Consider the following 25,844-nt stretch of genomic DNA (forward strand, 5'->3'; position numbering starts at 1 on the left):
AAACTGTTAGTAAACAGGCCTGTTTATTGCTGTTAGGGGCTGTTTATTGAATATTTATTTTAACAGCCAACGATAGCAACTGTCCAAAAAAAACTCGGCGTACGCCGCAAAACAAATTAATATAGCGCATGAAAAAATCGGTGAAAATATTGTGGCGTGTGGCGTTTGGTATTTTAGCACTGTTTGTTCTCTTAATCTTATTGGTCAACTTCCGGGTCATCGGTAATATGCCTTCCATGGAGGAACTGGAAAACCCGCGCGCTGCGCTGGCATCCGAAGTAATCGCCGATGATGGGACCATATTGGGCAAATATTATCAGGTTGACCGCTCCAGCAGCGACTTCAATGAAATCTCCAAAAATGTGATCAATGCCCTGATCGCTACTGAAGAAACCCGCTTTTATCAGAACTCCGGTATCGATGCCAAAGGCACCATGGCCATCCCTTTTTACCTGTTGATCGGTAAAAAACGCGGTTCCAGCACCATCACCCAGCAGCTGGCCCTTAACCTTCAAACTGATAACCTGGGTAAACAACGTGCAACCAATCCCGTTAGCAGGGCCTTCCAGAAACTGCAGGAATGGATCATTGCTGTGAAACTGGAAAGAAACTTCACCAAACAGGAAATCCTGACACTTTACCTAAACACCGTAGCTTTCGGCGATAACGTATATGGTATTGAAAACGGCGCCCGTACCTTCTTCAGTAAAGATGCCGGTCATCTTTCCATCGAAGAAGCAGCTATACTGGTAGGTATGCTGAAAGGCAACACCCTTTACAACCCGCGCCGTAACCCGCAGCTGGCCCTGGGCCGCCGTAATACGGTGATAGACAACATGGTGGATGCCAACTTTATCACACCTGCGGAAGCTGCCGCTGCTAAAAGCAAACCAATTGTATTACATTATAATAAGATAGACCACAACAAAGGCCTGGCGCCTTATTTCCGCGAAGTACTGCGCGATGAGGTAAAAAGCTGGTGCAAGGACCATAAAAAAGCAGATGGTACACCGTATAACCTTTACCGTGATGGCCTGAAGATCTATACTACCATCAACCCACGTATGCAATTGTATGCAGAAGAGGCGGTGTCCCGTCACCTGCAGGCCCTGCAGAAATACCTGTATAACCAAAATGATGTGAAAACAGGCAACGTGTGGAAAAAATGGCCGCAGTACCTCGACAAATACACGAAAGAATCTGACCGCTACCGTAACATGAAAGATGCGGAAGCTTCTGATGAAGATATCACCAAGTCCTTCAATACACCTACCAAAATGAAGGTGTTTGCCTGGAAAAGCTTTACAGAACCTGACCTGAACGAGATTGATACGGTGATGACGCCGCTGGATTCCATCAAATATATGCGTGCGGTGTTACAGGCCGGCTTCATGGCAATGGACCCTGAAAGTGGTGAGGTGAAAGCCTGGGTAGGCGGTCCGGATTTCCGTTATTTTAAAAATGACCACGTAGCCAAAACCCGTCGTCAGGTGGGCTCTACCTTCAAACCGTTCCTGTATTGTTTTGCTATCATGAACGGCATGTCACCCAATACCATGCTGCCTAACGAACCGATCACCATCGGTAACTGGACACTGACCCGCAACTCTGAAGGCAGTGTAGGCGGCAGTATCTCCATGGCAGGGGCGCTGGCCAGGTCACTCAACCTGGTGTCGGCTTACCTGATTAAACAGATCGGCGCGAAGGCGTTCGCGGACTTTGCACAGAACAAGATTGGTTTCACCAGCAAAATAGAACCTTATCCGTCCATCGCGCTCGGGGTATCTGAGATATCCCTGTACGAGATGTTACAGGCCTACACGATGTTCCCGGCCAGAGGTATCAATACCAAACCGATCTATATCACCCGTATAGAAGACCGTTATGGTAACATTCTCGAAACTTTCGCTCCGGTAAAACGGGAGGTGATCAGCGAGAAAGAAGCTTACACCATGGTGAAGATGATGGAAGGCGTATTGCAGCCCGGCGGCACCGGCGCCCGTATGCGCGGCGCCTATAAAATGCAGGGCGAAATGGCGGGTAAAACCGGTACCACCAACGATAATACCGATGGCTGGTTTATTGGTTACACGCCTAAACTGCTGGCAGGCGCCTGGGTAGGTTGCGAAAACAACTTTATCCACTTCGCCACCACCGGTATCGGTCAGGGTGCCAATACGGGTCTGCCTATCTGGGCTTATTTCATGCAGAAAGTATTTGCCGATAATACACTGAAAGTTACCAGCAGTGACAAATTCCCGGTGCCGGCCAATATGACGGATGAAACCTATTCCAACTTCGACACCAACATAAAACCTGGTGCAGAAGCGGAAGACATCGGCAATGGTTCCGAATCCGACTATCAAACCAATGAGGAGGACATGTACTCGCCAGGGGCCGAAAAGCCGGCGCAGGAAACCACCAAACCGAAAGAGGAAAAGCCGGCAACACCCAAGCCTAAAGAAGATAATAAAGACAAAGGAACACCTGCCACACCCAAAGCAGTATATCCTCCTAAAAAAGATAGTTAAACAGGACAGGGGCTGACCAAAAAGGTCAGCCCTTTGTTTTTTACATCGTATCCCCCGGGCTTTACCCCCGCGATTGCCGTTTATCCAATATCCTATAGGATTACAGGGATATTATTTACTATTGCGGTCTTAGAAAACCAAACCAACCAACAACCAAACCATTAAAAAAGCGTATGCAAAAGCTAACCAAAGCCTTGCTGGTAGCTGCGTTATTGCCTGTTATGGCCGTTGCGCAGGACAGCACCCAATTCATTAAAGGCACCTGGAAAGATCTCACCAACAGGGCCCAAAAAGAACACAAACCTATTTTTATCGACACCTATTTTGAAGGTTGCCATGCCTGTAAAGACATGGAAGTAAAGGTGTTTCCGCGGCCGGAAGTAAAAAAGTACATGGAGGAAAATTTCATCTGCACCGGTTACGATGTGTTTAAGGAACAATTCGGGATAGACCTGTGCCGCAAGTATTTTATGCGCGGCTTTCCCACCTATCTGGTTATTTCCGGTGATGGTCAGTTGCTGGACCGGAGCTCCGGCTATCAGGAACCCGACAGGTTCATGGCCTTCCTGAAAAACAACATTGCCCGCTACAAAGCAGGCAAAACGTTGGCCGGCTTTGGCAACAGCTTGTCGTCTAAAGATCCGGAATTCTACAAAGCTATGTGGAACAAGGATTACAAGGGAGGAGATAAAGAAGAGATTGTGGGATATCTCGCTAAACAAAAAGACAAACTGGCCGAGTCCACTTTTAAGGTCATGCAGATGGCTGCTGTGCTGCCGGACGATTACCGGGAATTTTACCTGAAGAACCGTAAGGCTTACCTGGACCGTTTCGGTGAAGAGCTGAATACCAATATTATGGACAAGCTGTTGAAGCAGGATATCGCTGCGCTGCCGGCCACCCTGGATAAAGCCGTTTTTGATGCATTCCTGCAAAAGCAGCAGACTGTGTACCGCCCGGAGGATTGGAGTTTTGTGCAGATGTATTACGCAGAAAACTATCTCTTTAAAAAATGTAAAGATTCCAGGGCATTCCTTGAATTTGCCACCGCGCATCCGGACAGGAATGAAAACAGGGTGCGGTACATGCAGTTTTTTCTAGGAGCGGAACTGGCCAAAGATGCTGCCTTAAAAGCGCAGTACCTGAAATGGGCAGAGGTGGTGGTAACTGCCGATGCCAGTCTGGAAAACCTGCAGGGGCTTGTGCGGATGAGCAAGGGGGTAGATCAGGCACAGACCAGAAAGTTCCTGGGCTGGGTTATTGACAAGAAGAAATCGTGGGGCGATGATACCACGAAAGAAGAGGTCGAGCTGAAGAATTTGAATATTTAATTATTTAGTCATTTAATCATTAAAAAAAGGGGAGATCACATTGTATCATGTGGTCTCCCCTTTTTAATATCTAAATAATCAAATGATCAAATAATCAAATGATTAGTTCAGTGCTTTGTTTACCAGGTCAGCAGCTTCGCTGAGGAGCGTGGCAGACTGTACTTTCAGGCCGCTGGCTTCGATCAGTTCTTTTGCTTCTTTGGCGTTGGTGCCTTGTAAGCGTACAATGATCGGAACGTTGATGTTGCCGATGGATTTGTAGGCGTCGATAACACCCTGAGCAACCCTGTCGCAACGAACGATACCGCCGAAGATATTGATCAGGATAGCTTTTACTTTAGGATCTTTCAGGATGATGCGGAAACCTGCTTCAACGGTTTGTGCGTTGGCAGTACCTCCTACGTCCAGGAAGTTGGCCGGATCACCGCCGCTCAGTTTGATCATGTCCATGGTAGCCATGGCCAGACCGGCGCCGTTCACCATACAACCTACGTTACCGTCCAGTTTTACGAAGTTGAGGTTGTATTTACCTGCTTCTACTTCGGTCGGATCTTCTTCGGTGATGTCGCGGAGTGCTTCGAGGTCAGGATGACGCATCAGGGCGTTGTCGTCCAGGTTTACTTTGGCGTCAACGGCAATGATTTTCTCATCGCTGGTTTTGAATAACGGGTTGATTTCCAGCATGCTGCAATCCAGTCCTACGTAAGCGTTGTACAGGTTGGTAACAAATTTTACCATGTTTTTGAACGCTTCGCCGCTCAAACCGAAGTTGAAAGCGATGTTACGGGCCTGGAATGGTTGCAGGGCCATGTTGGGTTTTACCCATTCTTTGTATATTTTTTCAGGAGTACTGTGCGCTACTTCTTCGATATCCATACCGCCTTCGGTAGAATACATGATCACATTCTGGCCTTTAGCGCGGTCCAGAAGGATAGACAGGTAAAATTCCTTTATCGGATTAGGGCCCGGGTAATAAACGTCCTGTGCTACCAGTACTTTGTTTACCAGTTTACCTGCTTCGCCGGTCTGGATAGTTACCAGTGTACCACCCAGGATGTTACCTGCAATGGTTTTCACATCTTCCGCATTTTTTCCTACAGCTACACCTCTCTGCTCAGTTCCACGGATTTTACCTTTACCGCGTCCACCAGCGTGAATTTGCGCTTTAACCACTGCAAACTCATTACCATACTGCACCTTCAGTTGCTTGTAAGCTTCGGCCGCTGCTTCCGGTGTTTCTACCGGAATGCCTTCCTGAACCGGTACATTATATTTTTTCAACAGTTCTTTAGCCTGGTACTCGTGTAAATTCATCGCAATAAAATTTGCCGCTAAAATAGGTCATTATGATTTAAATATAAAACCGCATTCATTTGTGAATTAAAAAATAACTTTGCGCGGGTTTGTTTTTTAAATCCGACTTTTAATTAATGCATAAACAGATGAGTGAATTAACGGACCAGATAAAGGCAGCTGGGGATTATATCCGAAAACACTGGCAGGAGGCGCCTGTAGCAGGGGTTATATTGGGAAGTGGACTAGGTAACCTGACCAAAGAGATAGAGCAGAGCATCGAGATATCTTATCGTGATATTCCACATTTTCCGGAATCTACGGTGGAAGGGCATTCCGGGAAACTGATCCTGGGATATATGCAGGGCAAGCCTATTGTGGCGATGGCCGGCAGATTCCACTATTATGAAGGTTTTTCTATGAAACAGGTCACTTTTCCGATCAGGGTGATGAAAGAACTGGGCATTCATACCCTGTTCATTTCCAACGCTGCCGGGGGTATGAACCCACAGTTTAAGGTGGGCGACCTGATGGTAATAAAAGATCATATCAATCTGCAACCGGAGCATCCCCTGCGTGGCCGTAATGAAGATACGCTGGGCCCCCGTTTCCCGGATATGAGCGAACCTTATTCCAAAGTACTAATACAGTCGGCCTATCAAATTGCTTCCGCCAACAATATTGCGCTGCATACCGGCGTATATGTAGGGGTACAGGGACCTACTTTTGAAACCAGGGCTGAATATAAGTATATGCACATTATCGGCGGCGATGCCGTAGGCATGAGTACTGTACCGGAGGTGATCGTAGCAGTACATGCCGGCCTGAAAGTCTTTGCCATGAGCGTTATCACCGATATCGGCATCCGTGAGGAAGAAAATGTGATCACCCATCAGGAGGTACTGGAAGCAGCCCATGCGGCAGAACCCAAGCTAACGCTTATCTTTAGTGAATTAATCCGGCAACTATAAACGTTTTGTCATTTTCGGATGAGGCAACTTATTATTATCATAGCCCTGCTGTTGGCAGGTAGTCATTCCTTAATGGCACAGTTCAATACCAGTCGGTTCGGCAATACGGGCGGTGGTGGCGGCTCCAGTAAAATGCAGCGCGACACAATGCACCACCATGAAGAGCCGGACACCCTTACATTGACTTACCGCTACCTCGGTGAGCCGACGGATTTTACCATCGACTCGTCTGTGGCGGACTTCAATATCGACTTCCTGAAAGTGCCGGCCAACTATATGACGCTGGGCAACAGCGGCGCTGCAGCCCGTAATATCATCTTTACACCGTTGATGAAACCCGGATTTGACGCCGGTTTTCATGCGTACGATATCTATGGCTACAGCCACGCCAATGCCAGGTTCTATAATACCAACCGCCCTTATTCCGAACTGAACTACCTCGTAGGCAGCAAACAGGAACAGGTGATTGGCGTAACCCATACCCAGAACCGTACGGACCGTTTTAATTTTGCCTTCGACTACCGTAAGGTAAACGCACCCGGTTACTACCGTACGCAAACCACCAACCACGATACCTACCGGCTCACCGCCCGCTACCAGAGTAAGAACAAGCGAGCCAATACTTATCTCAGCTTTTACTATAACAAACTGAATGGCGGCGAAAACGGCGGTATCAAAAGCGATACCTTTCTGGCGAATAAAGACTACAAAAATCGCCAGGGTATTGATGTAAACCTCGGTAACCAGGAAACGACCCAATATGCTTTCTTCGGTACCAAAATACCCGTGAAATCACAGTACCAGGAAACAGGGCTGTTGATCCAGCAGCAGTACGACTGGGGCCGCGGGGATAGCATTCACATCAACGACTCAACGGACTATTACCGCTACCGGCCTATCTTCCGGGTGCAGTACACTTTCAACTTCCAGAATAATAATTACCAGTTCATCGACAATAGCCAGGATACTTTTTTCTACACCAAACATTATGGGTTTGACTTCATCGCGGGTGATACTATCCAGGCCAAACATCAGTGGAAAACGATATCCAATGACCTGTCGCTGATACAGTTCCCGGTACTGGGCAATCTGGGGCACTTTATTAATCTCGGCGCCCGTTTTGAAAGTATTACCGGTACTTTTCTCGATGCAGACATTAACTTCACCAACCTTGCGCTGCATGGGGAATACCGCAACAAAACCCGGAACAAACAATGGGATTTCTCCGCCCGTGGCGAGTTTTATGTGGTAGGGCAGAATATCGGGGATTACAGTATTTACGGTAGTTTACGCCGTCATATCAATGACCTGCTAGGCGACGTGAAGTTGTCTGTCAGCAACGTAAACCGGGAACCGTCTTACGTATACAAGTTTTTTAACAGCAACCGCGATACCTGGTACAACAGCACTACCGCCAAGGAAAATACCACCCAGCTGCAGTTTGCGGCCGAAAATCCAAAACTGAAATACAGCCTGGCGGTGAATTATTTCCTGTTTACCAACTATACGTATTTCCGGGATTACTACCACAGTGCACAGGCACCTAACCTGTTTAACCTGTTGCAGGTGGTGTTTAGCAAGAAATTCACCATTCGTCCGTTCTCCTGGTATGCAGAAGTTGCTTTCCAGCAGCGCCATGGCGAAGGCCCGCTGAACGTGCCGGCTATCTGGACACGTCACCGCTTTGCGTTTGAGAAACTGTTGTATCGCAACCTGAACCTGATGACAGGGCTGGAGTTCCGCTACAATACCTCTTATAACGCTGACGACTACTCTCCGTTGCTCGGACAGTTTGTTTACCAGAACACGACCAGCGTGAAATACAACGCACCGGACATCGCTGCGTTTGCCCATTTCCGTATTAAATCTTTCTCCGCATTTGTGCGTGCAGAAAATCTGAATGTGTTCTTTACCCAGAACAATCATTCCGCTCCGCTGTATCCCTACAATAACTTCGATTTCCGACTGGGATTGCGTTGGTGGTTTATTAACTAATCAGTCAACTAATCGTGCTGCATCTTGTATCTTCATAGAGATACAAGATGCAGATAAATGCCCTATATTGATAACAGTTTTAACCCGTAACCTATATTTATGAAACGTGTCCTATTGGCTATTGCGTTCCAGTTTTTTATTGTATTAACTGTTGCAGCCCAACAACCCATCGAGTATGGTCCTGTTCAGATTTTTGGCAATAACGAAGGTGCTGCCGTGATTTATTCCGGCAATGGCTGGCAACCAGTAACCCGTACAAACTACGATTATCCCGAAGCGTTATTTGACCAACCGATACCTGCTGGCTGGGTACGGGAATATTATATTGGCGTAAAAAAAGGAGATAACTTTCCACATTGCGGCTCCGTTCAGTTGCGGTTCTGGTTTCAATGGGGAAAAGCGGCAGGGCATCAATTTGAAATCACTACATCCTGGGGAGTTCCGGGAGAAAGCAGGTATCAATGGAGAAGAGTGCCAACTGTGACTGACCAGATAGCACTGGCTCATCCTCTGGACAATGTTGGCTATTGGCGGCTGGAGGCAAGAATAGCCGGCTGTACAGATTATCCGAAACCGACCTATCGTCAGTATATTCAGGGCGTTTATGTAAAGGCTGTTGACCGGCCTGCTGCTGCATCTGCGGCCATTCCTGTCGTTTTAAATACAGACCCTGTGGCGGCAGTGATTCCACGTTATATCGTAGGAGGCATTGATTCTCCCATTAGTATTGACGATCTCAATGGAAATGTTGGCATCGGCACCATGTATCCTAAGTCCAAACTAGCCGTCAACGGTGATATTTTCGCCAAAAGAGTAAGAGTTACCCAAAACGCTGCTGACTGGCCTGATTATGTATTTCATCCTGCATATCAACTCCTTTCACTGGACAGTACCGCTGCTTTCATCAACGCCAACCGCCACCTGCCGGGCATACCTTCTGCGCAGCAAATAAACGAGAATGGACTAGACCTTGGAGAAATGAACCGCTTGTTGCTACAAAAAGTGGAGGAGCTTACTTTACATATGATTGAAGCGCAGGCAGAGAACAAAGCCCTGAAAGCAAGGGTAGAGCAGCTGGAAAAAGGGCAGGCATCTCCCGAAAAACAAAAAAGCAAAAAACGCTAACTGAATGTTAAAATAGCCGGCGCATCCGGAAATTGATAACCGTCATCGTGAAAAACAATTTATTGTAGTAAATTTGTACTTCACATGAAACGTTTTTTCGCCATATTTTTTGCTATCCTGTACACGCTGTTGACCAGCGGGTTCACGGTTAACGTGCATTACTGCATGGGCAAACTGGCGTCCGTAAAGCTGCAAGGCGTCCCTGAGGACCAATGCAAAAAGTGCGGCCGGCCGGTAAAAAGTATGGATTGTTGTAAAAACGAGGTGAAATTCTGCAAGGTGACCACCTCGCATGAGGCCGCCAAAGTCTTGCAGCAGGATGCGCCGACGACTATTGACCTGCAGTTACCGGTAAAAATCCTGCACACCCCTTCATTATCTTCCTTACGGCTGCCCCCAAGCAGCTATCCGCATGAACCACCGGATATAGGCGCTACGACGTCCGTTTTCCTTCGTAATTGTGTTTTCCTGATCTGATAACAGCTTCCTGTTACTGTTTTCCGCTGCGCGGAAAGCTATTGGTATTGCTGTATTACTTAATTTATAAACATCAGATCATGAAAACGTTATCCATTCTTTTACTAGCATTTGGTATTTCTTTTGGCGCCCAGGCGCAATATAAAAAAGCCAGTCTGCAGGCTTCCGGCCTCACCTGTGCCATGTGTTCACGCGCTACACTGGAATCTCTCCAGACACTGCCGTTTGTGGACAAAATAGACACTGACCTTGACAATACTACTTTTATCCTGCATTTTAAACCGGGAGCTGCTGTAAATATCGATGCCATTAAACAGAAAGTAGAAGACGCCGGTTTTTCTGTGGGTAAACTGGTAGTGACCGCCAACTTCAGCGATGTTAAGGTACATAACGACACCCACGTGCCTTTTGCGGGCAGCACGCTGCATTTTATGCATGTGAAAGACCAGGTGCTGAACGGTGATAAAGACATCACGGTGATTGACAAAGATTTTGTTTCTGCCAAACAGTTTAAAAAATACGCAACTGAAACCAGTATGCCCTGTTATAAGACAGGGGTAATGGCTGACTGCTGCATTCCGCATGATGCCAAAGCTTCCAAAAGGATTTATCACGTCACTATTTAATCCTTACGGTTTCAGTATATGCGCAAAATTTTAATGATGGCTGCGGCGTTTCTTGCCTTCAGCCAGGCAACAAGAGCCCAGGAATTATACGTGAACACCGAGCCGGCCAGTAATATGCCGGCCAATTCGCTCGGCATACGGCTTACCAACAAGTTCTTTAAAATGGAACATGATGGCACCACGGGTATGCGGTTTGAGCCGGAAATCATGTGGGGGGTCAATAAAAAGCTGATGGTGCATGCCATTGGCTACGCGGCCAATATGATGCAATCCTCCATCCGGATGGAAGGTGGCAGCGTTTACGCTAAATACCGCTTCCTGTCGCTGGACCAGCAGCATGCCCACTTCAGGATGGCTGCCTATGTGAAAGGTTCGGTCATCGACAATCCTTATGTGCCGTCCACAGCTGCCACCAAAAAGCCATATGCCAATACGGACCTGGACCTGGAGGGCGCTACTTCCGGGGTGAGTGGTGGTGTCATCGCTACACAACTGCTGCATAAGCTGGCGTTGTCAACTACGTTAGGGTATTCCCGTTATATGAACAATGTGAAGGACAATATCCCGGAGGGATTCCCGAAAAATTCCGTAAATTATAGCCTGTCCGCAGGATATTTGCTGCTTCCGGTAAGATATAAGAATTTTAATCAGACCAATCTGAACCTGTATGTGGAGCTGTTAGGTAAAACCAATACAGACGCTGCAGGCAAAGGTTCTTATCTGGATATCGCACCGGCTGTACAGTTTATTTTCAACAGTACTACCCGGTTGGATCTTTCTTACCGCACGCAGCTCACAGGAGATATGGCGCGTAATTCATTCAATTCGTTTATGGTACGTATAGAGCACAACATTTTTAACATTAAAAAATAAACCTGCGTGAAAACAGATCTGTTCATAAAAAATATGGTTTGTCCGCGCTGTATTAAAGTAGTCAAATCAGTGCTGGAAGCGGTACCGCTTACCGTAGCCGACATTCAGCTGGGAAAGGCCACGGTGGATGGAAAGGTTACTGAACAACAATTGCAGGCAGTTTCAGTTGCTTTGCAGGCGGAAGGCTTTCTACTGATAGACGATAAAAAACAGCAGCTGGTGGCTGCCATTAAAAATATCGTTGTAGAAACTGTCCACTATTCAGAGTTGGATGACATGAGAGAAAATTTTTCCTCGCTGTTGGCTGGCAAATTGCAAAAGGATTATCATTACCTGAGCAGCCTTTTTTCTGAAATGGAAGGGGTGACCATCGAGCAGTATATCATTCAACAAAAAATTGAACGGGTAAAAGAACTGCTGGACTACAACGAGTTGAGTTTGAGTGAAATCAGTTATAAAATGGGGTACAGCAGTGTGGCGCACCTGTCGGCACAGTTCAAAAAAGTGACCGGCCTTACGCCCAGCCAGTTCAAGCAACTGAAAACGCCCAAGCGTATTCCCCTTGATAAACTATAATTGTTAGAAGTTAGTTGTTTTAGTTTTAGTTGAAAAGAGAGGCTACTGCTCACCGTAGCCTCTTCTTTAAAAATCGTGGGAGATGAAAAAAGTATTATTGTCTGTCTTGAAATTCATACAGTCATTGTTCACCAAAAAAGAGTGCTGCCGCTAGTGGTGCATTGGTGCCGACAGTCATTGTCCCGGAGCTATTGCTCCGGGATTTTTATTTTTGGCATGGAAATTATATATCTTTACCCATCGATTTTTTCAGATGAAGTACAAGATTTTAATTTTTAGTTTGTTGTGCGGCTCCGGAATGTGTTTGTTGTTAGCCTGTGGACATGGAAAGAAGCACGCAACCCCCAAAAAGAAACAAATTGTCGCCAACATCCGGCAGCTGGACGAAGTGGTAAAAGAAAGCATTACCGAACGGCTGTCAGCCATTCAGGACAACGATGGTGTGATGGAAGACAGTCTTCCCGCCTTCCGGCCTCAGGCCCTGCAGGACTTTTACAAGGAAAAGGAAAATGCCAGCCGCTGGTCGAAAGACGGTGTGCCTAACGCTGCTGCCGCAACTTTGATAGATGCTATCAAACAGGCGGAAGACGTAGGCCTGCTACCGGCGCATTACCATGAACCGGCGCTGAACACTGCCTGGCAGCAGCTCAGCAGCGATCCTGCGGCTAAAAAAGATGCCGCTTTATGGGCGAGGATGGACGTGATGCTGACCGACGCCTTTATGAGAATGGCCTCTGACCTGCGTTTTGGAGCGGCGCCGCGCGACAGCGTGACACTGAAAGCCGACTCCCTGTTCACCGACGCACAGCTGACAGCCAAACTGCATCAGGCGCTGGAACAAGGAGAGGTGACCTCCCTGCTGCATGACCTTGAACCTACGCATCCGGGTTATGTGGCGCTGAAAGAAGGGATTCGTTCTTTCAAGGAAAAATATGCCGCCTATCATTGGGACACGCTGCCCCTGAACTATACAGACACACCCGCTTTCCGGCTGTTAGTAGTTGACCGGCTGGTGCAGAGCGGCCATCTGGACACCACCGGCAAGGTGATAGACAGTACACTGTTGAAGACAGGCGTAAGAGCCTTCCAGAAGGAGTTCAACATTTATCCGGATGGCGTTCCTGGTAAAAGGACCGTAATGGCGATGAACCGCTCTACGCACGACTGGGTGATGCAGGCGGCTGTAAACCTTGACCGCTGGCGCAAACTGCCGGATACGCTGCCCAGAACGTATATCATGGTTAACCTGCCCGGCTATACGTTACAGGTAGTGGACAGTGGAGAGGTAAAACTGGAATCGAGGGTGATTGTAGGTACCCCGCGTACCCGCACGCCTATCCTCAATTCCTACATGACCAACTTCATGTTGTATCCTTACTGGCGTGTGCCTTACAGCATAGTGTTTAAAGAAATGCTGCCCGCCATCAAGAAAAATGTTGGTTATCTGGCTGCTAAAAACCTGGAGGTGATTGATGCATCCGGTAATGCCGTAGATCCGTCAACGATAGATTGGAGTAAATTGTCCAAAGGGAATTTTCCCTATGTGCTGCGGCAAATGGACGGACTGGACAACTCCCTGGGCATTATGAAGTTTAACTTCCGCAATAAATACAGTGTATACCTGCATGATACGAATAACCGCGGGCTGTTCAAGAACTCCATGCGCGCTATGAGCCATGGTTGTGTGCGGGTGCAGCAGTGGGATAGCCTGGCGCAGTACCTCGTAGCTTCGCCGGATACCACTAATCACAAAGGTGACAGTGTCCGGGTATGGATTGAGCGGGAAGAAAAACGGCAGGTAGATCTTACCCGTCGTATCCCGATTTACTTCCGCTATTTTACAGCAGAAGGCAAAGAAGGCACATTGGTATTTTATGATGATATCTACGGAGAAGATAAAGTGGTGCGTAAACAGATGAAACTGTAGATTATTTAGTCATTTAGCTATTTTATTATTTTGATATTAAAAACGCAGCGAAGACCATCTGATATAAGGTGATCTTCGCTGCGTTTTTAATATCAAAATAATAAAATGAAAAAATAACTAAATGATAGTTATTTAGCCAGTTTCGCTTTCAGGGCTTTGTCCAGCTCTTCCAGGAATTCTTCTGTGTAGAGGAAGTGTTTGCCATGTTCCACTTTATTGCCGTGGATACAAACTGCGAGGTCTTTGGTCATTTTGCCGCTTTCCACCGTTTCGATACAAACCTGTTCCAGTGCCTGACAGAAGTTGATCAGTTCCTGGTTGTTATCCAGTTTACCACGGAATTCCAGACCGCGGGTCCATGCGAAGATGGAAGCGATTGGGTTGGTGGAAGTTGGTTTACCGGCCTGGTGGTCGCGGTAGTGGCGGGTAACGGTACCATGCGCTGCTTCTGCTTCCATGGTTTTGCCATCAGGCGTAACCAGGGTAGAAGTCATCAGACCGAGGGAGCCGAAGCCTTGTGCAACGGTGTCGGATTGAACGTCACCATCGTAGTTTTTACAAGCCCAAACAAAGTTGCCGTTCCATTTCAGGGCAGAGGCAACCATGTCATCGATGAGACGGTGTTCGTAAGTGAGGCCGGCAGCATCGAAAGCAGTTTTAAATTCCTGCTGATAGATTTCTTCAAAAATATCTTTGAAACGACCATCATATTTTTTCAGGATGGTGTTTTTGGTGCTCAGGTACAGCGGCCATTTTTTCATCAGGGCCTGGTTGAAACAAGCGCGGGCGAAGCCTTTGATGGACTCGTCGGTGTTGTACATAGCCAGTGCAACGCCGTCGCCTTTGAAGTTGTATACTTCATGTTCGATCACTTCACCGTTTTCACCTTCAAATTTGATAGTGAGTTTGCCTTTGCCTTTGGTAACAAAGTCAGTGGCGCGGTATTGGTCACCGAAAGCGTGACGGCCGATGCAGATAGGAGCAGTCCAGTTAGGCACGAGGCGCGGCACGTTTTTCATCACGATGGGCTCACGGAATACAGTACCATCCAGGATGTTACGGATAGTGCCGTTCGGTGATTTCCACATTTGTTTCAGGTTAAATTCTTTTACGCGGGCTTCATCAGGAGTGATAGTTGCACATTTGATACCAACGCCTGTTTCGCGGATAGCGTTAGCTGCATCAATAGTTACCTGGTCGTTGGTCGCATCGCGATGTTCCATGCCCAGGTCAAAGTATTTGATTTCTACGTCCAGATATGGAAGTATCAGTTTGTCCTTAATGAATTTCCAGATGATCCGTGTCATCTCGTCTCCATCCAGTTCTACCACCGGATTAGCTACTTTAATTTTTGACATTACGGTTTTTTTTAAAAAATTAGATTAAAAGCAACAAAAACGAACAACTATTCAAGCAAGTCCCTAAAAGGGATAATCACGAAAAATACAAATAGCTGGGAAAATTACAAAACATTTTCATAAGATGGCTTGTAAAGGGGCTTCCTGTCAGTTGCTTAAAGCATCAACAATATACAATAAGAAAGCAAAGGAGTGATGATCTCCCTGTAATGATTATGTTAATATATAATATAACCATTACAGATAGATCCACTCCTTTGCTTACGTATCTATCTAAAAAGACGGAATTAGTGTTGCATTTGTTTGATCACTTCATCCGCGAATTCGCTGGTTTTAACCAGGGTAGCGTCGTCCATCAGGTTGTAGAAGTCGATGGTAACGCGTTTGCGGGCGATAGCAGTGCTCAGGCCATGCACGATGATTTCGGCAGCTTCTTTCCAGCCCATGTATTCGAGCATCATTACCCCGCTGAGGATAACGGAAGACGGGTTCATGGTGTTGGTGTTGGCAAAGCGGGGTGCAGTACCGTGCGTAGCTTCGAACACCGCGTGACCGGTGAGGTAGTTGATATTGGCGCCCGGAGCGATACCGATGCCACCTACCGCAGCAGCCAGTGCGTCGGAGATATAATCACCGTTGAGGTTCAGCGTAGCTACTACAGAGTAGTCCTGAGGAGCCAGCAGTATCTGTTGCAGGAAGTTGTCCGCGATCACGTCTTTGATCAGCAGTTTACCTTCTGCGATAGCTACTTTCAGTGCTTTATTGGCAGCTTCTTCGTTTTGTTCTTTTTTGGTTTGTTCCCACTGTTCCCAGGTGTACACTTTATCACCAAATTCTCTTACCGCCAGTGCATAGCCCCAGTTTTTGAAGCCGCCTTCGGTGAATTTCATGATATTACCTTTGTGTACGAGGGTAACGGAAGGACGTTTGTGCTCGAGTGCATAGAGGATCGCTGCGCGTACCAGTCTCTCTGTTCCTTCGATAGACACCGGTTTGATGCCGAGGGAAGAAGTTTGCGGGAAACGGATTTTTTTCACGCCCATCTCGTTCTGCAGGAAGTTGAGCAGTTTTTCACATTCAGGCGTACCTGTCATGTATTCGATGCCGGCATAGATATCTTCTGTGTTTTCGCGGAAGATCACCATGTCTACTTTCTCAGGATGTTTCACCGGAGAAGGTACTTTGTTGAACCAGCGTACAGGCCTTACACAGGCGTAGAGGTCCAACTCCTGGCGCATGGCCACGTTCAGGGAACGCATACCGCCACCTACAGGTGTAGACAGGGGGCCTTTAATAGACACCAGGTATTCTTTCAACGCATCGAGCGTTGCAGCAGGCAACCATTCGCCGGTTTCCTGGAAGGCTTTTTCGCCTGCCAATACTTCTTTCCATTCAATTTTCCGCTCGCTACCATAGGCTTTTTCCACAGCTGCGTCGAATACGCGGACGCTCGCTTGCCAGATATCCGGACCAATTCCGTCGCCTATAATAAATGGTATGATTGGGTGTGTAGGGACCTGTAACAGGCCATTGTTCATCGATATTTTTTCTGCCGGCATAAAACGGTTTCTTTATGCGTTAACTTAATTGTTGTAATCGGGTGCAAAGGTACAGCATTCCGGTTTAAGGCGGGTGAACTTTCTGCTTAAATCTATGTGAAAAAGCGGGCGTATATAACTTTTTGCTTATGTTAAGATTAATGCTATTTTGCTGTTCCTTTTTTTATCACAACAAAATTGCAGATACCCTTATGGTCCCATATTCTTTCCTGGCGCTGGGTGACAGCTATACCATCGGTGAAAGCGTAGCGGAAACAGAACGTTTTCCGGCGCAGACCGTTCAGCTGCTCCGTAACAAAGGCATCGCGATAAATGACGCTAAAATAGTGGCTACCACCGGCTGGACAACGGACGAACTGGAAAAGGGCATCCGGGAAGCCCGCATCACCGGCACTTTTGACCTGGTGACGCTGCTGATAGGGGTGAACAACCAGTACCGCGGCCGCAGCCTGGAGGAATACCGGGAGCAGTTTACCCAACTGTTGCAACAGGCCATTGATTTTGCCGGTCACCGCCCATCACATGTAGTGGTGCTTTCCATCCCCGACTGGGGCGTGACGCCTTTTGCGGCAGACCGTGACCGGGCCGCCATAGCCCGGGAAATAGACGCTTTTAATGCTGCCAACAAAGCTATTGCGGCAGCACAGGGAGTCCACTGGCTGGACATTACGGCCTATACCCGGGAAGCCGTGCAGGATGCCTCGCTGGTGGCAGCCGACGGTCTCCATCCTTCCGGGAAAGACTACGCCCGCTGGGCTGCGGACCTCGCCGCACTGTCTGCGCATATACTGCATTGAGCAAAAAATATCCTATATTCATATCAAACCAGAAAACCTACTCTATGGAAAGCCATATCGTTAAAGTATTGTCCGTAACCCCTGTCACACACAATGTAAAACGTTATAAGGTAGAAAAGCCCGAAGGATACACGTTCGTCCCCGGTCAGGCTACAGAAGTAGCCGTGAACAAACCCGGATGGGAAGATGAACGCCGTCCTTTTACGTTTACCGGCCTGAATGAGTGGGACCACCTGGAATTCACGATTAAAAGTTATCCCGACCATCACAGCGTGACCGACCTGCTGGGGCATATCCAGCCAGGCGACAGCCTGATCCTGCACGATGTATGGGGGGCCATCCAGTATAAAGGAGAAGGTGTTTTTATTGCCGGTGGCGCCGGCGTTACTCCTTTTATCGCCATCTTCCGCGACCTGCAGCATAAAGGACAACTGGGCGATAACAAGCTGCTTTTCTCTAATCGCACCTATGCTGATATCATTCTGAAAGAAGAATTTCAACAAATGCTGGGTAACAACTTCATTAATACCATCACCCGGGAAGAAGTGCCCGGTTATGACCATCATATTATAGATGAAGCATATTTGAAAAGGAAGATTTTCAATTTCGATCAGCATTTCTATATCTGTGGCCCTGATCCGATGGTGCAACAGCTCCGGGAAGTGCTGGAGAAACTCTCCGGCAAGGCCGATCTCGTAACGGTAGAAATCTAGCTTTCCAGGGCTAAAGCCCTGGGCAACATTTGGTTTTCCGGGAGATATGCCAACAATTAATATTCACTTTACTGTTGAATGAAATCCTATAACATAACCCAGGACTTTAGTTCTGGGAGAGCTGAGCCACTTTCACCGGCCTTTTCCTGCTTTTTACCGGTAAAACCGCATTTTTAGCCTAATGGAGCTTTTACAGCCGCTCCAGCCGTCCTACTTTTGTATTGTTAAAACATTCCAGCAATGAAAACAACAAGACAATGATTAAAGATGATTTTGTCGCCAGAAGAAAAAGAGGACGCGGTATTGGCGGTATTATCCTTATCCTCATCGGTACCGGCCTGCTGTTGCAGCGACTGGACCTGAATATCCCCGGCTGGGTATTCTCCTGGCAGATGATCCTGATCGTAATTGGCCTGGCACTGGGCTTCAAACATAATTTCAGAGGCGGCCCCTGGTTTGCGATGATGGCGGTAGGCGGCATTTTCCTCGCTGGTGAAATCATGCACTGGCCTTACAACACCGCCCGGTTTATCTGGCCGGTTGTATTGATCGCTATCGGTATCACCGCATTATTTAAAAGACACAACGACGGGTATTTTACTGACGCACGATATTTCGCGAAAGACCGTACCAGCAGTGATATTTCTGCCGATGACGATACCATCAACATATCTTCCTGTTTCAGTGGCCTCGAAAAGGTAGTCACCTCCAAAAACTTCAAAGGCGGTTATGTCTCCAACGTATTTGGCGGTACAGACCTTAACCTGATGCAGGCAGACATCAATGGTATCGTGACACTGGAAGTGACCGCTATCTTCGGCGGATGTGAGATTGTGGTACCGGCCAACTGGACCGTGAAAGTAGACATCTCTACCATTATGGGTGGCGTAGAGGAAAAACGCCCGGCCGCTCTCCTGGGAAGTATTGATAAAGACAAAGTATTGCTGCTGAAAGGCTCCTGTATCTTCGGCGGAGTGGAGATCAAAAGCTTCGCTTAAAAGGACCTTACCAGCGCATTATCGTACCAACTTTTTAAATCTTATTGTATGTATTGGTTTGTTGCTAAAGTAGTTTATCAGATCATTTGCGGTAATGGCAGTCATACGCCGCAATTCGATGAACAGTTGAGACTGATCAGCGCCATCTCTAAAAAAGAAGCCTGGCAGAAAGCAAGGGAAATCGGAATGCAGGAACAATATGCCTTCAAGAACCAACAACAGGAATTGGTACAATGGAAGTTCATCAACGTACCTGAAGTATATACCCTTGATCAACTGACAGACGGCATGGAGCTGTATTCCCGCATAGAAGAACCAGGAGATCCTAATTCCTACATCGCCTGGTTGCAGATGAAATCTGCGCAGTTGCAGGGACAACAATATATTGAAGTGAACGTTTAAAACGGACAAAAAAGGCGCGCTATTGGCAAAAGAATTATACAAAGGAAACTCCCGGTGGAGTTTCCTTACCTCATTCCTGATCTGGCTGGTGTTGTATGCAGCCCTGCTGTATTACTGGTTTGATCTCACTTTATGGCAGTCTATTTCAGACAGTTCCGTGCATGTTCTCCTGCTGGGCGGCGCCGGTTTCCTGATCAGCCGTAACCTGTCGTACTACCGCCCGGGCGCCGGTGTCAACAAGTTCCTGTATGTAACGGTCGTGAGTTCAGTTATGGCGGCGCTCTGGGTGTTTTTCACCCACTGGCTGCTGGAAACCACCTTCGATACAGACCCGGTATACCTGCGCTGGTTGAATAATGCCATCCCCATCCATTTTATCGTGGGATGTATGATCATCGCCGGGATCGGCTACCGCAGCCAGTTGTGGTACGATGAAGAAGAAGAACAGGGCGAAAGGGAAAGGAGAGAGGCCAACGAAGCCATTATCCGGGAGGCTGAACTGTATAAGCTGCGGCAACAGTTGCAACCGCACTTTCTGTTCAACAGCCTCAACTCCATCAACGCACTCATTATGTTGCGCCCGGAGCAGGCCCGTGAAATGGTGCTCAAGCTGTCCGACTTCCTCCGTGGCTCCCTGAAACGGGAAGATGACCATTGGATCTCTTTGAAAGAGGAACTACAGTATCTCCAGTTATATCTCGATATTGAAAAAGTAAGATTCGGCCATCGTTTATCCACCAGCGTTAGTTATGATGATGCGGCCGAAGCCATGTATGTGCCACCTATGCTGTTGCAGCCTGTAGTAGAGAACGCCATTAAATTCGGCCTGTATGATACCGTGGGTGATATCTGTATCACGATCAGGGCTTATGTGGAAGACGGGATGTTGCTGCTGGAAGTGAAAAACCCGTTTGATAATGAATTGCAGCAGCCCAATAAAGGCACCGGTTTCGGGCTGACTTCCATCAGACGGCGGCTGTACCTGCTGTTTGCCCGGCAGGACCTGATGGAAACAGGTGCCCAGGAAAATATTTATACTACGCTGATTAAAGTACCACAAACACATGATAAAAGCAGTAATAATTGATGATGAACCTCTGGCACGTGAAGTGGTAAAGGAATTCCTGTCAGGCTATCCACAGGTGGAGCTGATGCAGGAATGCAACGATGGTTTTGAAGGGCTGAAAGCTATTCAGCAGCATCAGCCGGACATTATCTTCCTCGATATCCAGATGCCGAAGATCACCGGTTTTGAAATGCTGGAGCTGGTAGAAACCATGCCAGCCGTGATATTTACCACCGCTTTTGAAGAACATGCACTCCGCGCTTTTGAAGTACACGCAGTGGATTATCTGCTGAAACCCTTTTCCCGCGACCGTTTTGACAAAGCCTTTCAGAAATGGCTGGAACAACATAACAGCAATGCCGCCGCTACAGCCGCGCTACTGGAAACAGCCGCTGCCACGCCGCTTCAGAACAACCGCGTGGTGATCAAGATCAACGGAAAAATTAAAATCATCCCGGTGCAGGATATTCATTACCTGGAGGCCGCAGATGATTATGTGAAGATTGTAACGCAGGAAGGCAGTTTCCTGAAAAACAAAACCATGTCGTTTTTTGAGCAGACGCTGGACCCGCAGCAGTTCACCCGGGTGCACCGTTCGTATATACTCAACGTGAACCAGGTGACCCGCATTGATCCTTATGAGAAGGAAAACCACCTCGCTATCCTGCGCAGCGGCGCCAGGGTGCTGGTGAGCAAAACCGGGTATCCCCGCCTGAAAGCGGCGCTGGGACTATAAAGCGGCAAAACGCCGTTCCAGTTTTTCTTTGAGCAATATTTTCTGCGCCTGTGTGCCTCGCGCGATCAGCCGGTTGCCCACATGCGCTTCATAACTACAGATGATTTCATTTCCCTGCAAGGCAGTGATGGTAGCGGTAAAATGTACTTCGCTGCCTTGCAGGGCCGGTGAAAGATGTTCTACGGTCAACATGGTACCGATACCCTCTTCTTCTTCCGTTTTCATTTCCAATACAAACAGCCGGCAACACCATTCTGCATCGCGGCCCAGCGCAAACGTGGCATACACGGGATGTACCCTGCCGCTGTCAAAAGCAGCACAGTCTTCTGCCCGTACGTGACGGGTAAAATGTTTCACATCGCCGGGCTGAAAGATGGTCCGCATAATCCAGTTTTTTATCTGTTCAAGGTAAGCTATTAATCGTTTATGAGAGCACTGGCGCCTGTGCCTGTTGGTAAATGCGCAGCTGTGTGTCTGTAAAAATCAATTAGTTGACTATTCAACTAATTTTAGTACCTTTGTATAGTTAAAAAATGGCAGACAATGGACCAATCACCACGGATCAGCTTATTGATTTCCCAGGCGCTGGGGCTTTACCGGTTGCGCATCAATGCACTGCTGGCACAACATCACATCGATCTCACTTCCGAGATGGTGACTGTTCTGCGGGTATTGTGGCAGCGGGAGGGACGTAAGCAACAGGAGCTGGCTGACTTGCTGCATAAAGACAAAGCCAGTATCACCAAAGTTATCCACAACATGGAAAAAAGAGGACTGGTGGCCCGTGTAGCGGATGAAACCGATGCCCGTAATAAAAAGATTGTGTTGACGCAGCAAGGGCAGGCCCTGAAAAAAGAAGTGCTGCCGGTGCTGGACCCGTTTCTGGACAGCCTGACGGCGGATTTTGATGAAAAGGAACTGGCTGCTGCCAGAGCTGTGCTATCTGCTATCATCCGTCAATTGCAATAAAAAATTTACCTAAATAGTTGCATATTCAACTATAAATAACACCTCCCATGGTTTATGCATTATCACCATATCGATCTTTTGTACCCAAACGGGTAAAGGGGCCAGTCATGATGTTGCTGATAATTCTGCAGGCTTTTGTGCTGGGCATTACCAGCACTACTGCATCACGGCTGGCAGCCTTTTATGGTATTGAGCCGGAAACGGTCGTTTGGCTTTCGCAGGCCGGCGCTATCGGCATGGTGGCCATTATACCGGTATACTACCGCCTGCGGATGTATTTTCAGAAATCAGATTTACTGCAGCTGGCGCTGGGCTTGCAGGTATTGTTGGCTTTGTTGTGTTACACGATCAATTATGCTCCGTTATTATTGGTGAGCAATTTTTTTATCGGCATGCTGAAACTGGCCTGTCTGCTGGATTTCATCTCTTTACTGACCAATGAATATCCTGTCATGCGCCACCGGGCCATGTTCTACGGTATCTATTATACCATCGCACGTTTTGGGGGAGAACTGGCGGATATTTTTGTGAACCCTGTTCTGGAAGATTATGACTGGCACGATATCTACCTGATTTCCGCGACAGCGGCGGGTATCTGCATGTTACTTTGTGTGCTCCTGTTCCACCGTCAGCGGATGCACCGGCGGGTACCCTTGTATCAGGTAGATTGGCTCAGCATGTTGTTGTTTGTGATAGCTGCCTTTCTTTTTTCGTATATGTTGACTTACGGCAAAACGCTCGACTGGTTTGAGGATAACACCATTCAGTATGCGTTGATAGGTTGTGTTATCACCACGTTGTTGTTCATATACCGGCAGTTTCGGTTGAAGCGGCCTTTTTGGGACCTGCGGGTATTCAGTCTATATAAGCAGGTGCCGCTGGGTATTGCCTTTATGGTGGTGCTGTATGTGTTTTACAGTACTGGTTTTCTGTTTAACTATTACGCTGCTTATAATTTCAGGGGAGAAGAAAACTATCTTTCACAGGTGGCCATTATCGTGCTGTGCGCTTATATGATCAGCTTTCCGTTGACCGGCTGGTTGCTCTGTAGAGGAGTACAACGCCGTATAATGCTCAGCGTTGGTTTTATGTTGTATGCCGGGTCGTTGTATCTTTTTGGGAACAACATACAGACCGCCGCTACTTTTGAAGCGTTGATCATACCTTACCTGATGCAGGGCATGGCTTATGGCCTGGTATTGACTACCCTTTCCACTTTTGCGGCCACCAATGTTCCCCGGAAGATGAACGGGGACAGGGTAATGGGCAGTTTATCTTTCCGTTATATCATCGGTTCCTTTGCGGGGTATGCTTTGTACAGCAACTGGTTGTTCAGGGATACGGCAACCCATGCTACCTGGCTGTCTGAAAGCCTCACCTATGATAATCCGCTTTACGGCCGGGAGCTGGGCGCCTTTAGTGCCTTGTACCGCTCGCATGGGATGGACGTGCAGCATGCCACGCTGGCCGCGCAGGCCATGGTACAAAAGAAATTACAACTGCAGGCGATGCTGATGTCTATCCGCGATATTACCATGTATGTAGCCATCATAGCAACGGTAGCGGCAGTACTGGTATTGCTGGTACGCCGGTTTGAAATGCATGAAGTTGCCGCGAAAAACAAATACAAAATCGTGTAGTTGTTTCCGTTATTGCACCACGAGTACGGGTATTTTCACAAAGTGACGTACCTGGTTGGCTGTTTCCCCGTATATCCAGTCCTTGATACCTTTATGGCCATGGCCGCCGAGTACGAGGAAATCGGCTTTTTCATGGTTCACGATGCGGGCAATTTCCTTGGCGCGGTGGCGGAAGCCGAGCATGCCACGGGCTTTGATGCCGCGGCTGTTCAGCAGCGCGAGGTAGGTGTCCAGCTGCTCCTGGTCTTTACGTGTTTCAAAGTCATCAGATTCTGTACCGAAGTATTTGGCGGAGGCACTTTCCACGATGTGTATCAACAGGTATTCCGTATGCTCGTTACCGTGGGCAATAGCATTGGAGATGATCTGTTCGTCTTTTTTGCTGAATTCCAGCGCCATGGCGATGCATTTGTATTCCGGCTTTTCCAGTTCACCGAGGGAGACCTGCGGCGTATGGATACCACCGGTTGTTTCCTGGCGGTAGCGGCTGATCAGCGGGTATACGACGGTGACGATCAGCAGCACCACGAAGCCGAGGGAGGCCAGGATGATGATACCGTCGATGAAGACATTGCCGTTGCCGGAAATGTAGCCTATTGCTTCTGCGTACACCATGCGCATATTCAAATATACCAACAAAGCAGTGATGGCCCAGCTAAGGACTTTGGTGCCGGGTTTGATGGCGAATTTGCCCATGGTATGTTTATCGCTTACGAAGTGGATCAGCGGGATGATAGCGAAGCCCAGCTGCATGCTGAGCAGCACCTGGCTGAAGACCAGCAGGGCGCCTACCTGGTTTTCGCCGGCGATAAGGATAACGAGGAAAGCCGGTACGATGGCCAGTAGGCGGGTCAGCAGCCGGCGCAGCCATGGGTTGATACGCAGGTGCAGATAACCTTCCATGATGATCTGCCCCGCGAGGGTGCCGGTCACAGTGCTGCTTTGTCCTGCGGCAATCAGCGCCACGGCAAAGAGGATGGGCGCGAGTTTGCTGCTCAGTAATTGTTCCAGCAACCGATGGGCGTCTTGTATTTCTGCAATGTCGGTGCGACCGGTTTTGAAGAATACGGCTGCAGCCAGAATGAGGATGGCGGCGTTGACCAGGAACGCGAGATTGAGGGCAATGGTGCTGTCTATAAAGTTGAGCTTCAGCGCCTGTTTGATGCCGGCGTCGTCTCGTTTGATCTTGCGTGTTTGCACCAGTGCAGAGTGCAGGTAAAGGTTATGCGGCATTACGGTAGCACCGATGATACCGATAGCGATATACAGTGCGGTGTTATCGGGGATAGAAGGGATGAAGCCTTGCGCCACTTCCCGTATATCGGGTTTGGCCATGACCAGCTGTACGAGGAAAGAAATGCCCACGATGGCTACGAGCGCCACAATGAAAGCTTCCATTTTGCGGATGCCGTAACGTTGCAGCACCAGCAACAGGAAAGTGTCCAGCACGGTGAGGCTAACGCCCCATATCAGCGGCAGGCCGGTGAGCAGTTGCAGCCCGATGGCCATGCCCAGCACCTCTGCGAGGTCTGTGGCCGCGATGGCCACTTCTGCCAGCAGGTACAGGATGAAGTTAACACTGCGTGGATATGTTTCCCTGTTGGCCTGTGCCAGGTCGCGGCCGCGAACGATGCCCAGCCGGGCGCTGAGGCTTTGCAGCAGCAGGGCCATCAGGTTGCTCATCAACAGTACCCATATCAGTTTATAGCCGTACTGGCTGCCGCCGGCGAGGTCTGTGGCCCAGTTGCCGGGGTCCATATATCCTACACTGACGAGGTAGGCCGGCCCGAAAAAGGCGAACAGTTTTTTCCACTTCGATTTATTGCTTGTATCTATGCTCTGATGTACCTCACTCAGGGACGTTGCACGATTGTAGTCCAT

General features: G+C 48.2%; 23 protein-coding genes. 18 read left to right on the top strand and 5 right to left on the bottom strand.

Annotation, left to right across the window (positions count from 1 at the left end; genetic code table 11):
• The first annotated feature begins 128 nt into the window (after nt 1-128).
• Both HHL17_RS09310 and HHL17_RS09315 read left to right on the top strand, forming a co-directional pair.
• Nucleotides 129-2,531: a transglycosylase domain-containing protein gene (locus HHL17_RS09310; RefSeq protein WP_169224458.1), complete on the top strand. Its 2,403-nt coding sequence runs from the start codon at nt 129-131 to the stop codon at nt 2,529-2,531.
• 173 nt (nt 2,532-2,704) lie between these two features.
• Nucleotides 2,705-3,862, top strand: a complete 1,158-nt coding sequence (locus HHL17_RS09315; protein ID WP_169224459.1) for a thioredoxin fold domain-containing protein — start codon at nt 2,705-2,707, stop codon at nt 3,860-3,862.
• A 102-nt stretch (nt 3,863-3,964) separates the two neighbouring features.
• Here the strand turns inward: HHL17_RS09315 and sucC are convergent, their stop codons facing one another.
• Nucleotides 3,965-5,176 (bottom strand): ADP-forming succinate--CoA ligase subunit beta, encoded by a 1,212-nt coding sequence (sucC, locus tag HHL17_RS09320; RefSeq protein ID WP_169224460.1) that lies wholly within the window; start codon nt 5,174-5,176, stop codon nt 3,965-3,967.
• A 128-nt stretch (nt 5,177-5,304) separates the two neighbouring features.
• On the opposite strand from sucC, the gene HHL17_RS09325 reads away from it, so the two are divergent.
• The 8 genes from HHL17_RS09325 to HHL17_RS09360 all read left to right on the top strand — a co-directional run bounded on the left by HHL17_RS09325 (nt 5,305) and on the right by HHL17_RS09360 (nt 13,725).
• Nucleotides 5,305-6,126 carry a purine-nucleoside phosphorylase gene (locus HHL17_RS09325; RefSeq protein WP_169224461.1) on the top strand — a complete coding sequence of 274 codons (822 nt, stop codon included), beginning with the start codon at nt 5,305-5,307 and terminating at the stop codon, nt 6,124-6,126.
• A gap of 18 nt (nt 6,127-6,144) precedes the next feature.
• Nucleotides 6,145-8,121: a putative porin gene (locus HHL17_RS09330; RefSeq protein ID WP_169224462.1), complete on the top strand. Its 1,977-nt coding sequence runs from the start codon at nt 6,145-6,147 to the stop codon at nt 8,119-8,121.
• 99 nt (nt 8,122-8,220) lie between these two features.
• Nucleotides 8,221-9,246 carry an FtsB/FtsL family cell division protein gene (locus HHL17_RS09335; RefSeq protein ID WP_169224463.1) on the top strand — a complete coding sequence of 342 codons (1,026 nt, stop codon included), beginning with the start codon at nt 8,221-8,223 and terminating at the stop codon, nt 9,244-9,246.
• Nucleotides 9,247-9,330: 84 nt separating this feature from the next.
• Nucleotides 9,331-9,723, top strand: a complete 393-nt coding sequence (locus HHL17_RS09340; protein ID WP_169224464.1) for an HYC_CC_PP family protein — start codon at nt 9,331-9,333, stop codon at nt 9,721-9,723.
• 80 nt (nt 9,724-9,803) lie between these two features.
• Entirely contained in the window at nt 9,804-10,349 is a 546-nt protein-coding gene (locus tag HHL17_RS09345; protein ID WP_169224465.1) for a heavy-metal-associated domain-containing protein, read from the top strand.
• A gap of 18 nt (nt 10,350-10,367) precedes the next feature.
• The gene (locus HHL17_RS09350; protein ID WP_169224466.1) at nt 10,368-11,222 is read left to right on the top strand and encodes a transporter family protein; all 855 of its coding nucleotides are present in this window, start codon (nt 10,368-10,370) and stop codon (nt 11,220-11,222) included.
• Between the two features lie 6 nt (nt 11,223-11,228).
• Nucleotides 11,229-11,798 carry a helix-turn-helix domain-containing protein gene (locus HHL17_RS09355; RefSeq protein ID WP_317166536.1) on the top strand — a complete coding sequence of 190 codons (570 nt, stop codon included), beginning with the start codon at nt 11,229-11,231 and terminating at the stop codon, nt 11,796-11,798.
• 253 nt (nt 11,799-12,051) lie between these two features.
• Nucleotides 12,052-13,725, top strand: a complete 1,674-nt coding sequence (locus tag HHL17_RS09360) for a L,D-transpeptidase family protein (protein ID WP_169224467.1) — start codon at nt 12,052-12,054, stop codon at nt 13,723-13,725.
• 128 nt (nt 13,726-13,853) lie between these two features.
• On the opposite strand, the gene HHL17_RS09365 is transcribed toward HHL17_RS09360, so the two are convergent.
• Nucleotides 13,854-15,083: an NADP-dependent isocitrate dehydrogenase gene (locus HHL17_RS09365; RefSeq protein WP_169224468.1), complete on the bottom strand. Its 1,230-nt coding sequence runs from the start codon at nt 15,081-15,083 to the stop codon at nt 13,854-13,856.
• A 287-nt stretch (nt 15,084-15,370) separates the two neighbouring features.
• Complete coding sequence (icd, locus tag HHL17_RS09370; RefSeq protein WP_169224469.1) at nt 15,371-16,642, bottom strand: NADP-dependent isocitrate dehydrogenase; 1,272 nt, start codon at nt 16,640-16,642, stop codon at nt 15,371-15,373.
• A gap of 191 nt (nt 16,643-16,833) precedes the next feature.
• Here icd and HHL17_RS09375 point away from each other — a divergent pair, with 191 nt between their 5' ends.
• The 6 genes from HHL17_RS09375 to HHL17_RS09400 all read left to right on the top strand — a co-directional run bounded on the left by HHL17_RS09375 (nt 16,834) and on the right by HHL17_RS09400 (nt 21,354).
• The gene (locus HHL17_RS09375; protein WP_169224470.1) at nt 16,834-17,439 is read left to right on the top strand and encodes a GDSL-type esterase/lipase family protein; all 606 of its coding nucleotides are present in this window, start codon (nt 16,834-16,836) and stop codon (nt 17,437-17,439) included.
• Nucleotides 17,440-17,483: 44 nt separating this feature from the next.
• A complete protein-coding gene (locus tag HHL17_RS09380; protein ID WP_169224471.1) occupies nt 17,484-18,152 on the top strand; it encodes an FAD-binding oxidoreductase in 669 nt (222 codons plus the stop codon).
• Nucleotides 18,153-18,409: 257 nt separating this feature from the next.
• Complete coding sequence (locus tag HHL17_RS09385; protein ID WP_169224472.1) at nt 18,410-19,150, top strand: LiaF transmembrane domain-containing protein; 741 nt, start codon at nt 18,410-18,412, stop codon at nt 19,148-19,150.
• 48 nt (nt 19,151-19,198) lie between these two features.
• A complete protein-coding gene (locus HHL17_RS09390; RefSeq protein ID WP_078671871.1) occupies nt 19,199-19,552 on the top strand; it encodes a DUF4288 domain-containing protein in 354 nt (117 codons plus the stop codon).
• Between the two features lie 22 nt (nt 19,553-19,574).
• On the top strand, nt 19,575-20,639 hold the full coding sequence (locus HHL17_RS09395) for a sensor histidine kinase (RefSeq protein WP_206155950.1): 1,065 nt from the start codon (nt 19,575-19,577) through the stop codon (nt 20,637-20,639).
• Entirely contained in the window at nt 20,617-21,354 is a 738-nt protein-coding gene (locus HHL17_RS09400) for a LytR/AlgR family response regulator transcription factor (RefSeq protein WP_169224473.1), read from the top strand. The genes HHL17_RS09395 and HHL17_RS09400 overlap by 23 nt, the downstream gene beginning before the upstream one ends.
• On the opposite strand, the gene HHL17_RS09405 is transcribed toward HHL17_RS09400, so the two are convergent.
• Complete coding sequence (locus HHL17_RS09405) at nt 21,349-21,738, bottom strand: thioesterase family protein (protein ID WP_169224474.1); 390 nt, start codon at nt 21,736-21,738, stop codon at nt 21,349-21,351. The two genes, HHL17_RS09400 and HHL17_RS09405, sit on opposite strands and share 6 nt — an antisense overlap.
• Before the next feature lie 159 nt (nt 21,739-21,897).
• Between HHL17_RS09405 and HHL17_RS09410 the strand changes: the two genes are divergently transcribed.
• Both HHL17_RS09410 and HHL17_RS09415 read left to right on the top strand, forming a co-directional pair.
• A complete protein-coding gene (locus HHL17_RS09410; protein ID WP_169224475.1) occupies nt 21,898-22,323 on the top strand; it encodes a MarR family winged helix-turn-helix transcriptional regulator in 426 nt (141 codons plus the stop codon).
• A gap of 107 nt (nt 22,324-22,430) precedes the next feature.
• Entirely contained in the window at nt 22,431-23,963 is a 1,533-nt protein-coding gene (locus HHL17_RS09415; RefSeq protein ID WP_169224476.1) for an MFS transporter, read from the top strand.
• 9 nt (nt 23,964-23,972) lie between these two features.
• Here the strand turns inward: HHL17_RS09415 and HHL17_RS09420 are convergent, their stop codons facing one another.
• Nucleotides 23,973-25,844: an Nramp family divalent metal transporter gene (locus HHL17_RS09420; RefSeq protein ID WP_169224477.1), complete on the bottom strand. Its 1,872-nt coding sequence runs from the start codon at nt 25,842-25,844 to the stop codon at nt 23,973-23,975.

It is taken from the genome of Chitinophaga fulva (genome assembly GCF_012927205.1).
Classification (GTDB): Bacteria; Bacteroidota; Bacteroidia; order Chitinophagales; family Chitinophagaceae; genus Chitinophaga; species Chitinophaga fulva.